Source organism: Phaeobacter sp. LSS9 (genome assembly GCF_003443595.1).
GTDB classification, from domain to species: Bacteria; Pseudomonadota; Alphaproteobacteria; order Rhodobacterales; family Rhodobacteraceae; genus Phaeobacter; species Phaeobacter piscinae.
Window position 1 is genome coordinate 122,286 of record NZ_CP031957.1, and the last position, 13,159, is coordinate 135,444.

11 protein-coding genes, 1 tRNA gene and 2 pseudogenes are annotated in these 13,159 nt (G+C 56.6%); 10 read left to right on the forward strand and 4 right to left on the reverse strand.

Going from position 1 to position 13,159, the window contains the following annotated elements; translation table 11 throughout:
* Positions 1 to 8 precede the first annotated feature (8 nt).
* The 3 genes and pseudogenes from D1820_RS17885 to D1820_RS19300 form a co-directional block, all read left to right on the forward strand.
* Positions 9 to 389 carry a hypothetical protein gene (locus tag D1820_RS17885; protein WP_118070459.1) on the forward strand — a complete coding sequence of 127 codons (381 nt, stop codon included), beginning with the start codon at positions 9 to 11 and terminating at the stop codon, positions 387 to 389.
* A gap of 59 nt (positions 390 to 448) precedes the next feature.
* Positions 449 to 1,837, forward strand: coding sequence for a PepSY domain-containing protein (locus D1820_RS17890; RefSeq protein ID WP_118070461.1), 1,389 nt, complete (start codon positions 449 to 451; stop codon positions 1,835 to 1,837).
* A gap of 325 nt (positions 1,838 to 2,162) precedes the next feature.
* A pseudogene (locus D1820_RS19300) lies at positions 2,163 to 2,336 on the forward strand (IS481 family transposase); the annotation flags it as partial.
* A gap of 3 nt (positions 2,337 to 2,339) precedes the next feature.
* Here D1820_RS19300 and D1820_RS19230 read toward each other — a convergent pair.
* The 4 genes and pseudogenes from D1820_RS19230 to D1820_RS17905 form a co-directional block, all read right to left on the reverse strand.
* Positions 2,340 to 2,839, reverse strand: a pseudogene (locus tag D1820_RS19230) (transposase); the annotation flags it as partial.
* 109 nt (positions 2,840 to 2,948) lie between these two features.
* Positions 2,949 to 3,025, reverse strand: a tRNA-Arg gene (locus tag D1820_RS17895).
* 104 nt (positions 3,026 to 3,129) lie between these two features.
* A complete protein-coding gene (locus tag D1820_RS17900; RefSeq protein ID WP_096873333.1) occupies positions 3,130 to 3,615 on the reverse strand; it encodes a DUF995 domain-containing protein in 486 nt (161 codons plus the stop codon).
* Positions 3,616 to 3,736: 121 nt separating this feature from the next.
* The gene (locus D1820_RS17905; protein WP_254683403.1) at positions 3,737 to 4,606 is read right to left on the reverse strand and encodes a calcium-binding protein; all 870 of its coding nucleotides are present in this window, start codon (positions 4,604 to 4,606) and stop codon (positions 3,737 to 3,739) included.
* Between the two features lie 584 nt (positions 4,607 to 5,190).
* Here D1820_RS17905 and D1820_RS17910 point away from each other — a divergent pair.
* From D1820_RS17910 to D1820_RS17940, 7 genes are all read left to right on the forward strand, one after another.
* Entirely contained in the window at positions 5,191 to 6,747 is a 1,557-nt protein-coding gene (locus tag D1820_RS17910) for an ABC transporter substrate-binding protein (RefSeq protein WP_118070465.1), read from the forward strand.
* A gap of 151 nt (positions 6,748 to 6,898) precedes the next feature.
* Positions 6,899 to 7,879, forward strand: a complete 981-nt coding sequence (locus tag D1820_RS17915) for an ABC transporter permease (RefSeq protein WP_014881734.1) — start codon at positions 6,899 to 6,901, stop codon at positions 7,877 to 7,879.
* Positions 7,876 to 8,823: an ABC transporter permease gene (locus D1820_RS17920; protein ID WP_040169841.1), complete on the forward strand. Its 948-nt coding sequence runs from the start codon at positions 7,876 to 7,878 to the stop codon at positions 8,821 to 8,823. Before D1820_RS17915 ends, D1820_RS17920 begins: the two co-directional genes overlap by 4 nt.
* A 5-nt stretch (positions 8,824 to 8,828) precedes the next feature.
* A complete protein-coding gene (locus D1820_RS17925) occupies positions 8,829 to 9,821 on the forward strand; it encodes an ABC transporter ATP-binding protein (RefSeq protein WP_102898378.1) in 993 nt (330 codons plus the stop codon).
* Positions 9,818 to 10,852, forward strand: coding sequence for an ABC transporter ATP-binding protein (locus D1820_RS17930; protein WP_102898377.1), 1,035 nt, complete (start codon positions 9,818 to 9,820; stop codon positions 10,850 to 10,852). The genes D1820_RS17925 and D1820_RS17930 overlap by 4 nt, the downstream gene beginning before the upstream one ends.
* Positions 10,853 to 10,902: 50 nt before the next feature.
* Complete coding sequence (locus D1820_RS17935) at positions 10,903 to 11,826, forward strand: LysR family transcriptional regulator (protein WP_118070467.1); 924 nt, start codon at positions 10,903 to 10,905, stop codon at positions 11,824 to 11,826.
* 269 nt (positions 11,827 to 12,095) lie between these two features.
* Positions 12,096 to 12,986 carry a LysR family transcriptional regulator gene (locus D1820_RS17940; RefSeq protein ID WP_096873328.1) on the forward strand — a complete coding sequence of 297 codons (891 nt, stop codon included), beginning with the start codon at positions 12,096 to 12,098 and terminating at the stop codon, positions 12,984 to 12,986.
* Positions 12,987 to 13,159 lie beyond the last annotated feature (173 nt).

Consider the following 13,159-nt stretch of genomic DNA (forward strand, 5'->3'; position numbering starts at 1 on the left):
CACTCTCTATGCGATTCGCGGTTCATATCTTTCCACGACTGGCCATGATTCTGGCGCTCGTGTTGGCCCTGGCCAGCACTGGTTTTGCGCATACGATTGAGCGCGCCGAAGACTCCCCCGACTACGCAGCCTTTGTCGCGGCAGGCGGTGCACTCAGTGATCTATGTGGCGACAGTCAGGATCCGGGGCACGGCACTCTCGCACAATGTGAAGCCTGCCGACTGGTTGCAGCCGCGCTGATACCCGGCCATCCGGCAATATCCGGCGTCGCATGGGTGCAACGACCAACGGCCTCCGCTCCATTGGTGACGCGACCGCACTGCACGCTTTGGCGTGATCCGGCTCATGGCAGCCGCGCTCCTCCCGCGCTTTTGACAACGCTTCTCTGACGTCAATTGCAACTCAGGTGCTGTGGCAACAACAGCACCCAAAGGCCTGGAGCCAACCCATGAATATGCCCAATTCTACCGCGCAGCCGCAGGGCAGCGCGCAAAAACTCTATTTTGCCGCCTGGCGGTGGCACTTCTACACTGGTCTGTTTGTCATTCCCTTTCTCGCTGTGCTTGCGGTTACCGGCCTCGCCATGCTGTGGATCGCTTGGATCGATGGCCGCGATGGTGAGCGTACGCCGGTGGTTGCGCAAGAACAGGTTCAGCCACTGTCGGTACAGGCGGAGGCCGCGCAGGCACGCCTGCCAGACGGCGAACTAAGACAATATGTGGCCCCCCGCGCCGCCGACCGCGCAGCGCTTTTCCGCGTCGATCACGAGGGCGATGCCATCATGATCGCGGTTGATCCCTATTCTGCGGAGGTCATCGAGACCTTCCCGCGCCGCAGCGGTTGGTACGATTTTGCGGATAATCTGCACAGCGATCTGATGCTTGGCGTCAGTGGTGACCGCATTCTGGAAACCGCAGCCTCATTGGCGTTGGTGCTGATTGCAACAGGCCTTTACATGTGGTGGCCCCGGACGATTGGATGGCGTCGTGCCTTGCTACCCAGCCCGGGACGTGGCCGCAGCCTGTGGAAATCCCTGCATGGTGTTGTCGGCATCTGGATCTCACTGTTTCTTATGCTGTTTCTCATTTCCGGCCTCGCCTGGGCTGGCGTTTGGGGGGGCAAAATGGTGCAGGCCTGGAGCCAGTTCCCAGCCGAAAAATGGGACAATGTCCCGCTGTCCGACGATATTCATGCCAGTATGGATCACGCCCGTCGCGAGGTTCCATGGGCGCTGGAACAAACGCCGATGCCCGCCTCGGGCAGCGATGTGGGACTGGTTGGTGTGACTACTGCTGTTGTCGACCTCGACAGCATCGATGCCCTCGCCCGCCGCATCGGGTTTGAGGGGCGATATCAGCTGAGCATTCCGCGCGGCGACACCGGTGTCTGGACCGTCAGCCGGGATTCAATGAGCACAGACAGCACCAACCCCACCTCCGACCGGACCGTTCATATCGACCGCCATACGGGTAAGATCCTGGCCGATGTCCGGTTTGCCGATTACTCTTGGGCGGGGAAGGCGATGGCGGTTGGCATCGCCCTTCATATGGGGACCCTGGGGCTATGGAGCGTTCTCGCAAACACGCTGGTTTGTCTGTCCGTCCTGTTCCTATGTGTCAGCGCAATTGTGCTCTGGTGGAAACGTCGTCCGACCAGGGCTGGCCGTCTTTCGGCGCCGCCGATGCCAAAGGAAATGCCCATCTGGCAGGGCGCAGTCCTGGTTGGCCTGGCCGTGTCCATGGCGTTTCCGATGGCAGGGCTGGCACTTCTGGCGCTGCTTGTTGTTGACTGGATGTTCCTGTCCCGCCTCCCGGCCCTGCGCCACAGGCTGACGTAACATTTCCTCCGATGCGCGCTGACATGTTTCGGCGCGCATTATCTCCACGGGAATAGTTTTCCAGAGAGTAAGGGGCGAGACATATTGAACTGTCGTGCTCTCTGGCTCTGAACAAAGTACTCCCAGGTGTTTGATCCCATGGTTTGATGGTGTGATCCTATTGTTGGAATGGAAGGAGGCCTTGTAGGATAAGTTTATCGTGGCAGCGCCACGTACTGTTAGCCAGCAGGCGATTTGCACAGCCGATCTGCCGACAGGGCACGCATGCCCACAGAGCAGCAATACCGCACTCCATTGGCTGGCAGGGTTATGCGTAGCATGATCCCAAGAAGCGCAAGCTTTGATCGCGGAGTTGAGCCGGGAACTGGGGATCAATCCCAAGACGGTGGTGAAGTGGCGCAAACGACAGACTATCGAGGGTCAGAGGACCGGGCCGAAAGACCCCTGCTCAACCGTTCTCAGCAAAAGAGAGGAGGCGTCGGTAATCGCATTCCGGCGGTGATAGAGGTTCGACACGTTTGTCATTCACCTGCCAGCCAGCGTCTCTCGGTAGGGCCGCAACCTGGCCAAACCATATCGGCGATCAGGCGTTCCTCGTCTGCACACCCTTGAAGCAAATCGCTGCTTTGTGAACCGATGTTTGCCCAGAACGCGGTAACCGCAACGCTCAGAAACCTTCATCTTGCTGCGAATGTGGTCGATGCAGGCCCGGCGGTGCGAGGGGCTCCGAAGTTTCTCTTTGCGGCCTTGGATAGGATTAATCTGTCCAGTGTCAGGTCCGAAACTGCTCGGCGAAGACGCTCATTCTGCTTCTGCGGCCGCTTCAGTTCGTTGAAACGTCTTGTGCCCATTCCGCCATATTTTTCTTCCAGCGGTAATATGTTTGCTCTGCCGCACCCATCTGACGGTTCGCATCAATCCGGGCATGCCTTGTCCCGTCAAAACTTGGACTTGCCGTAACCTCACGACAATATCTTCGGGTTTGGGCCACCTTGTCGCCAGCTATGGTCCTCCGTTTCTCAATTGCACGGGCGGAACATTTCTTAAAATCGACCAAGTAAGCTGTCTGCCGCAAAAGGCAGAACCATGTGTAATCTTACGAAAGAGGTAGTGGCGGACCGAGGAGGATTCGAACCCCCGACCCCTTGATTCGTAGTCAAGTACTCTATCCAGCTGAGCTATCGGTCCACTGCGGCGGGGTTTATGCGCAGTTATGCGTCGGTGCAAGCTAAAAGCGAAGGGCCGGAGAGATTTTTCTCCGACCCTTCAAATGACCAGTTCCAGCGTAGTTGTCAGAAACCCAATTTCGAGCGGGTCTGCCGAACCTGAGTCTGGAATTTATAACCGCGCACCATGCCTGTGTCTTTTCCCATCGGCCACCATTCTGGATCATTTGGCCAGCTGCGCCACATGACTCCCCAAGCATCAACAACATGGCTAATGCAGGATTTGTCGCTTGCGCTGGCGCCCGCGCGGCGCCCACTGGGGTAATACCAGACAAGATCCTGACACATCTGGCCGTTGGCATCCACGCTCCAAGTCCCGGCACCAAGGTTGTCACTTTGGTCAGCGCACCATGCCCTTGCCTGACCGCCGGGACCAAAGTAGATCCCCCCACCACAATTGTTGGTCCAAAGCTCAGTCTTGCCAGAATAGATCTTGGCGATTTTCTGCGGGCTTGCGATTTTCGCGCTGCGTGGCAGTGGGTCGGCAGCTGCCGCCATTGGCAGGACGCAAGAAAGGGCTGCGGCAACGAGTTTACACTTAACATTCATCATCTTTTACCTCCTTCGATGAGCCGAATTCGGCTCGTTTGTTGCCGCCAGGATGCCCAGAGAGTAGCTCTCTGAGTGCTGCCGCCGGGTGGTTGGCAGGATATCTGGCCCGATCACCACTATATCAGAACAGAAAGTGGTCTGCGCTTTGCAGTTCAGAAAAGGTCGTATCCTCGACCAGAATGGTCACATTGGCAAAATAGATTGCGGCATCGTCGCCAACTTGGGCGAAATCCACATCGTCCATGCTCTCCGCCCCACGACCCAGTTTGATGCGATCAACGCCAACCTCAAAATCAGTTATGCGATCTGTGTGGTCGCCCTCGTTAAACACAAAGATATCGGCCCCGTCACCTCCGGTCATGAGGTCATCTCCGGTTCCGCCGTACAAGCGATCTACACCGGCGCCGCCGCGAATTGTGTCACTGCCTGACCCACCGATCAGGCGATCATTGCCTCGACCACCCCCAAGAAGGTCGGCTCCCACGCCGCCGAAGACGACATCACGGCCTACTCCGCCGCGAAGTACATCATCGCCGCCGTTTCCGTGCAACGTGTCGGCTCCCGAACCGCCGCGAAGAACATCAGCACCCAAACCCCCGGTCAGGAAATCATTACCAGCACCAGCCGCTACGGTATCGTCGCCGGCGCCCAACGAAACCCGATCGCCGCCAGCATAGGTTCGAATTGCTGTTACATTGTCATTCAAGAGTGCGGTGATTTGGTCATCGCCGGACAGCAGCTCCCGTGCGACGTCTTCGGCGCGCAACGATACGAAACGATCAAAGCTCATCGAAATGTCAGAAATTGACACAATCGGGGCGCCATTAAGCGAATGATCCATAGAGAAAATCTGCCAATCGGCCTGATCTGCGCTAGAGAAATCGCCGCCGAGACGCAGAATTGAACCATCTTCGCCGGTCTGCTCAAGCTCAGTAGGCGAGACGATGGTTCCAAACGATGTACGAGAGGTCTCAAACCCATCAAAGGCCAAGTAGTTGCTCAGCGAGGACACGCCTGGAAACGACGCAACGAATACATTTGCCATTGGGGGCTCTCTCTTTCGCATTGGATGGAACGATTTGATTAAAAGCGATAGGGTTTTTCCGAACTGCGCGCAAACTTTTGGCCGACAATCATGGTTAACGGGGCATTAATGGGCGCGCATCACGCACAAAGAGCCTCAATGCCATCGACTGTTTCTTGATCAACGACGAGGGTTCGGCGCGGTTTGCCTTTGCTGCGCTCTGATTCTCGGGGGTGCGACTATTCGGGGACCGCGCGGCTCTAGGCAGAAAGTGGCGCAGATGCTTGCTCGTTGTGCGCAAGTTTCAGCACAAGTCGCCACGTTCGGTTTCGCCGTCGAAGCTGATTCTGCCGCTCTGAATCGGAGTCGGCCCTTGTGATATATGGAATGCGGGTTTGCCTCTGATGAAGAGACAGGATATTCAAACTATTGAAATATATTAATAAATATAGCTATACGCATTTTGCATAGCCGCATTGCAATCGGCATTGGATTGTTCGCCAGCCCTGCGATACCGATGAAATAACAATATCGTAACGGGAGGACGAATAATGAAACATTTTGCGAGCACGCTCGCTGTTGCCACGCTGACGGCAACCCTGAGCACGGCAGCAATGGCAGAAGTGACCATCAAGGTGGCCTATGATGCCGATCCGGTTTCGCTGGACCCGCATGAGCAGTTGTCGGGTGGCACTCTGCAGCTTTCGCATATGGTTTTTGACCCGCTGGTGCGCTGGACCAAAGACCTGCAGTTCGCACCGCGGCTGGCCGAAAGCTGGGAGCAGATCGACGACACCACAATGCGCTTCAAACTGCGCGATGGTGTAACCTTCCATAGCGGCAACGCGCTGACGTCGGCTGATGTCGACTGGACCTTTGACCGCCTGAAGGCCAGCCCCGATTTCAAAGGTATCTTTGCACCTTTCACCGACGTTGAAGTGGTGGATGAGCTGACGTTCGATCTGAAAACATCCGAGCCCTACCCGCTGATCCTGCACACTGCGACGTATATTTTCCCGATGGACAGCCAGTTTTACTCCGGCACCACCGAGGACGGTAAAGACAAGGCCGAACTGGTTAAGCATGGCGACAGCTTCGCCTCGCGGAATCTTTCCGGTACTGGCCCCTTCACTGTCACCGAGCGTGAGCAGGGCGTGAAGGTTATCTTTGACCGCTTTGATGGTTATTGGGACACCGCTTCTGAGGGCAATGCCGACAAGATCATCCTCACGCCGATTAAGGAAGATCCGACACGCGTGGCCGCGTTGCTGGCAGGCGATGTTGATTTTATCGCCCCCGTTCCGCCGACCGACCTGAAGCGGGTTGAGGAGCATGACGGTACCACGCTGATCACCGAGCCTGGCACACGTATTATCACGTTCCAACTGAACCAGAACCGCGTTGAAGCTTTCAAAGATGCACGCGTTCGCAAGGCGATCGACTATGCCGTGAACAACGCAGGCATCGTGGACCGCATCATGCGTGGTTTCGGTACCGTTGGTGCACAGGCCAGCCCGGCCGGCTACCTTGGTTATGATGAAAGCCTGACGCCGCGCTTTGACGTGGAGAAGGCCAAAGCTCTGATGGCGGAAGCTGGCTATGCTGATGGCTTCTCGGTCACCATGATGGCGCCGAACAACCGCTATGTGAACGATGACAAAATCGCGCAGGCCGTGGCTTCGATGCTGGCAAAAATCAACATTAAAGTTGATCTGCAGACGATGCCCAAGGCGCAGTATTGGCCGACATTCGACGAGCGTGCGGCAGACATGATGATGATCGGCTGGCACGCGGATACCGAAGACTCAGCGAACTTCCACCAGTTCCTGACCCATTGCCCGGATGAAACCACCGGCAACGGCCAGTACAACTCCGGTAACTACTGCAACCCGGAAGCGGATGCGCTGATGGCGGAAGCCAATGCGACAACCGACCAGACCAAACGCGGTGAATTGCTGCGCAAGCTGGAAGGCATCCTTTATGAAGAAGCCGCCTTCATTCCGCTGCACTGGCAGAATCTGGCCTGGGGTGCGCGCGATGGTGTCCACGCTGAAAAAATCGTGAACGCTCTGAACTTCCCCTACTTCGGCGATCTGAAAGTCGACTGATAGGTTTCTGGCCGGGGCGGCAGCGCTGCCCCGGCTCTTTCGAAATATTCCCCAGATTTTCACCACTTCTTTATGGGCATGTCCCTGCCGCCCGCCGGGCGTCAACGGCGTTGTGCCCATCAACAAGTGACTGATACAAGGTAACTCAAACATGCTCGCCTACCTCGTGAAACGCGTGTTCCAGGCCATCGCGGTGATGTTTGCCATCTCGCTGATCGGCTTTGCCATTCAGGACAACCTCGGTGATCCCCTGCGGGAACTGGTCGGTCAGTCCGTCTCCGAAGAGGTCCGTCAGCAGCTGCGCGACGAACTGGGCCTGAACGACAGCTTCGTAACCCAATATGTCCGCTTTCTCGGCAACGCCCTTCAGGGCGATCTCGGCACCAGCTACTTCTTTAAGGAACCGGCGCTGGATGTGATCCTGAAAAAACTTCCGGCAACGCTTGAGCTGGTTATGGGCGCAACCCTGATCATCGTTGGCCTGTCCGTGCCCCTCGGCGTCTACACTGCGATCAAACCCAATACCATCCTCAGCCGCCTGATTATGGGCATCTCGATTGTTGGGATTTCCGTTCCGGTGTTCCTGACTGCGATCCTGATGATTTTTGTGTTCTCCGTCGAACTTGGCTGGTTCCCTTCTTATGGGCGCGGCGACGTTGTGCATGTGTTTGGCTACTGGGACACAAATTTTGCCACCGCAGATGGTTGGGTGCATATCCTGCTGCCCTCCGTCGCGCTGGCCTCGATCATGCTGCCGCTGTTCGTGCGCCTGATCCGGGCTGAGATGATGGAAGTACTGCAAAGCGAATATGTGAAATACGCCCGCGCCAAGGGCATTCGCCCTTATCGCATTTACTTCATCCACGCGCTCAAGAACACGTTGCTGCCGGTGATCACTGTTGGCGGTGTGCAGATCGGAACCATGGTGGCCTACACCATCCTGACGGAGACCGTTTTCCAGTGGCCCGGCATGGGGTTCATGTTCCTGGAGGCGGTGAACCGCGTCGATACCCCGCTGATCGTGGCATATCTCATCATCGTGGGGTTCATCTTTGTGGTCACCAACACCATCGTCGACCTGATTTACGGGCTCGTCAATCCAACTGTTAATATCGCGAGGATGGGCGCATGAGCAGCCTTAGCACAAACCAAAGTACACCATCGCGGTTCAGCCGACTTTGGAACTCAAATATGGGCTACAGCTTTCGGCGCAACCCGGTGGCGATGGTCTCCTTCGCGGTCTTCTTGGTCATTACCATTGCCTCGGTTCTGGCACCGGTATTGGCTCCGTTTGACCCCTATGATCCGGCGCAAATCGATATCATGAACAGCGAATATCCACCGGTCTGGATTGACGGGTCGGATTCACAGTTTGTGTTCGGCACCGATGATCAGGGACGCGATCTGTGGTCCACCATCCTTTATGGGACACGGTTGTCGCTGTTGATCGGTCTCTGCGCTGTGGCATTGCAGGCTTTCCTCGGGATTTCCATCGGCTTGGTGGCCGGCTATGTCGGGGGACGGATCGATAGCCTGCTGATGCGCTTTGCCGATATCCAGCTGTCGTTCTCAACATTGATGGTGGCCATCATCTTTCTTGCGGTGACGCAGGCGATGTTCGGCAGCGAGACCTTCAATCAATATGCAATCTATTTCCTCATCGCGGTGATTGGCGTCGCCGAATGGCCGCAATACGCCCGCACCGTGCGCGCCACCGTTCTGGCCGAGAAGAAGAAAGAATACATCGACAGCGCGCGTGTGCTGGGCTTTGGTCCGCTGCGGATCATGGTCCGCCATATCCTGCCCAACTCACTGTCCCCGATCTTTGTGATCTCCACCGTGCAGGTCGCCAACGCCATCATCTCCGAGGCTTCGCTTAGCTTTCTTGGTCTGGGCATGCCGCCGAGCCAGCCGTCACTCGGCTCACTGATCTCCTCGGGTTTTGATTACATTTTCTCGGGCAGCTGGTGGATCACCGCCATCCCCGGCGTGGTTCTGGTGGTCCTCGTTCTTGTCATCAATCTCTTGGGTGACTGGATGCGAGACGTGCTGAACCCGAAACTTTACAAAGGATAAGAGCGATGTCGTTGCTTTCCGTTCGCGACCTGACGGTCAAATTTGCGATGCGTGATCACACCGTCACCGCATTGAACCAGATTTCCTTCGATCTTGGCAAAGGCGAGCGCCTCGGCATCGTCGGGGAATCCGGCGCTGGCAAATCCATCACCGGGTTTTCGCTGATGAACTTGCTCAGCCGACCCGGCTTCATCGACAGCGGTCAGATCCTGTTTGGCGACAAGGATATCGTCAAACTGTCAGACGCCGAAATGCGCAAGATCCGCGGCAATCGCATGGCGATGATTTTCCAGGATCCGATGGTGACCCTCAATCCGGTGCTGACCATCGGCCAGCAGATGGTGGAGACGCTGAAGGCCCACCGCTCGCTGAGCAAAGCCGAAGCGGAACAGATCGCGGTGCTGAAGCTGCGAGAGGTTTATATCCCCTCGCCCGAGGAGCGACTGAACCAATACCCGCATGAACTGTCCGGTGGCATGCGCCAGCGGATTATCATTGCGATGGCGCTGCTGCTTGATCCCGAACTGATCATCGCGGATGAGCCAACTACCGCGCTGGATGTGACCATTCAGGCGGATATCATGGAATTGCTGCTGGAACTGTGCCAGTCCAACAAGGTCGGTCTGATCCTGATCACCCATGACCTGGGCGTCGTTAGCCAGATGACGGAGCGCACTTTGGTGATGTATGCCGGCCGGCTGATTGAGGCTGGTCCGACCCGTGAGATCATCAACGACCCCCAGCACCCCTATACGCAGGGGCTGATCAATGCGCTACCGCAACAGACTCTGCCGGGTCAACGGCTGAAGCAGATCCCAGGAAATATGCCTGGTCTGGCATCCATCCCGCCGGGTTGCCCGTTCAGCCCGCGTTGCGAATATGCGGTCGACCATTGCCGCAAGGTCTTGCCGGAAACAGTCAGCTACCGTCAGGTCGAGGTCGCCTGTCACGAAGTCTCCCGCCTGCAAAATGCCAGCCTTGAGGAGGCAAGCGTATGACCATCCAGACACAAGACAGCAAACCATTGCTTGAACTGAAGAACCTTGAAAAACGCTTTGAGCTGGACAAAGGGTTTCTGGAAACCATCAAGCTGCGCGGCGGTCGCATCACCCGGGAAAAACGCGCTGTTCATGCGGTGAACAATGTCTCGCTTAGTGCTGATCGGGGCGAGGCGCTGTGTATTGTCGGTGAATCAGGCTGCGGCAAATCTACAGTCGCCCGTTTGGTCGCGGGACTGCTGACGCCGAGTGGCGGCGAAATCCACTATGATGGTGAACGGATCGATGATCGCTCGCGCGGGGAGATGATGCCTCTGCGCAAGAAGATGCAGATGATCTTTCAGAACCCTTATGCCTCCCTCAATCCGCGCATGACAATTCAGCAAGCGTTGGAAGAGCCGGTTCGCCATCACAATCCCTCGCTGTCGCGCGGCGAAGTTCGCGACAAGGTCTCAGAAGTGATGCGGTCGGTTGGTGTGGATCCCAGCTGGTCCAGCCGCTATCCGCATGAGTTCTCCGGCGGCCAACGCCAGCGGATCGCCATTGCGCGCGCGCTGACGGTGGACCCTGAGTTCATTATCGCAGATGAACCCATCTCGGCATTGGACGTCTCGATTCAGGCGCAGGTTCTGAACCTGATGCTGGAGGCGAAAGACCAGCGCGGTTTGACCTATTTCTTCATCACCCATGATCTGAGTGTTGTGGAGCATTTTGGCACTCGCGTTGCGGTGCTGTATCTCGGGACATTGTGCGAACTGGCCGATACCCGGACCCTGTTTGAAAACCCGAAACACCCATACACCAAGGCCCTGTTGTCGGCAGTCCCACAGTTGAAAGACCAAGGACAAAACCATATTCGGCTGCAAGGTGAGATCCCGACGCCGATCAACTTGCCTCAAGGTTGCCCCTTCCAAACGCGCTGTGCATTTGCGAATGCTAGATGTCGCGAGTCGCGGCCACGGCCTCTGCGCCAGGCAGACGGCAGCACCGTCGCCTGCCACGCAGTCGAAGAAAATAGGCTAGACAGCTAAACACCGGAACCCCCGGCCCACTGGATGACCCCAGAACGGACCTAGGCAAGTTGGATATTATCTGGCTCAGAGATTTTGAAGCGCTGACAACGCACAAGAATTTTTCGCGCGCGGCGGAAGACCGCAATGTCAGCCAACCTGCATTCTCCAGGCGCATTCGTGCCCTGGAGGATGAGGTGGGCGTGAAGTTGATCAACAGGCAAACTTTCCCGTTGTCTTTGACACCAGCCGGGGATGTATTCCTGTCGCAGGCCAAAATCATCCTGCGCACATACTCTGAGACACTCGAACGCTGCCAGACTATTGATGCTGCAGGTGAAAACGTCATTCGTTTTGCGTCGTCACAGTCGCTTTACATGACGCATTTCCGAGACCACATCGAACCTCTGATGGAGGCTGGCGGGCTGGACGTTGATCTCAACTCAACCAGCTGGGCGGCCGATCAATTTGTGACCGCGCTGCAGCAGAGGTACTGCGACGTTATCTTGACCTATTGGCACCCGGCGATGGATTTCCTGTCCCCGCTGGAGGTCAGCAAATGCGACTACCTCACGCTGTCAGAGGACGAATTCATCCCGGTTTCAAAAACCGATGCTGACGGCAACCCGCTGTTTGATCTGCGCCGGGATGCCAAGCGGCAGATACCCCTGCTGTCGTATGGGAGCGCATCGGCGCTGAGATCGGTATTGGACCACACGCTGCGCCAGCAGATTTCGCCGCCAAACCTGCTGGTGGTGAACCAGAATTCTCTGGCCAACTCGGTTAAGGCAATGATCCTTGAAGGTTTCGGGCTGGGGTGGCTCCCTCGCAAACTCTGCCAGGCCGAACTTACTGAGGGCCGCCTTGCGCTTGCCGGTGGGGAGGCGTTTGTGACCCCCATATCGGTCCGTCTTTATCGCGAGACCGAGAATAGCAAACCCACGTTGAACAGCCTGTGGCGACGGATGGGCGATGGCGCTACGTCGATCAGCTGACGTCCACTCCGTTACGCCGCCGTTACCTCAGTTCGCTATAACGTCGCCTATGTCTCATCAATTCGTTGATGAGCGTGAATGAGCGCATTCTAGCTGGTATTGAGCGCAGGCGGAATGTAGCCGAACTACCGTTTTGCGAGTGTTTATATTTTGACTTCACGCAAAAGGCGCATAAAAGATGGTCTGAGTGCGCTGACCAGGGGTGGTGGCGTGCCATTGTATAGCGGCGCCATGGTCCTTGGCGCCCTATAGCATCTGAAGGGGTAACCATGGATATCAGTCAACTCAAGACCTTTGTCACTGTGGCAAGGGAAGGAAGTATCACGCGCGCGTCAGAATTGCTGTTTCGCAGTCAGCCTGCCGTCAGCGCCCACATCAAGACGATGGAAGACACGCTTGGCCTGACATTGTTCCAGCGTACACCACGTGGCATGAGCGTCACCACCGACGGCCAGCGGCTCTTGGTGGAAGCGCGGCAACTGCTGGACAATCACCAGAAATTTTTGGAGGAAGCCTCTCGCCTGCGTGGTCGTTTGGCCGGTCAGCTACGGGTCGGTGCCGGGCGCAATCTGGGATCAACTGAGGTAAGCCGCCTGCTGGCAGATCTGTCGAAGAACTTCCCTGACCTGGAGGTCGCTTTGCAACATGGCACCTCCTCCAGCGTGCTGGACGATATTCGCAATGGACGGCTGGATGCCGGCTTTTTCATTGATCCGGACGAAGCACATACCGATCTGGAAACGCTCGAAATTTCGCATTTTAGCGTCTATCTTGCCGCGGCCCCGGATCTGGTCCCGGAACGCACAGAACTTGACTGGGCTCGTCTCGAAGCTCTGCCTTGGATCTATCCGACGTATAGTTCATGCTGCGGTCGCATTGCGGAGCGTTTGTTTAAGGAAAACGGCATCCAACCAGCCCGCATCATCAATGTTGACGACGAAACGATCACTCGGACCCTGATCGCAAGCGGTGCTGGGATAGGGCTGGTGCATGTCAGTTCTGCGGGGGCCGAACCGGTGAGCGGCGACATCGCGCTGCTTCTTGAGGTGCGCAAATCCACACGTGTCCTGTTCGCGCATCTCGCATCGCGTGCAAAAGATCCAATCATCAGCGCCGTGCGCGATCTGCTGAACACCGAACAGATGGCGATTCCTGCTTAGCATCACGCCGCAACCACACCCAGAGACTGCCAGCCCAGCGGTGCTATCCACCCCTGCCAGCGCCTCAATACCGCTTTTGTTTGCCGGTTTTTTATTTTGCAATAAACATATTGATGATTTCATTTGCGCGGGTAAAGTTCCGATAACTATTGAAGGAATTGATTCCTGGTTTT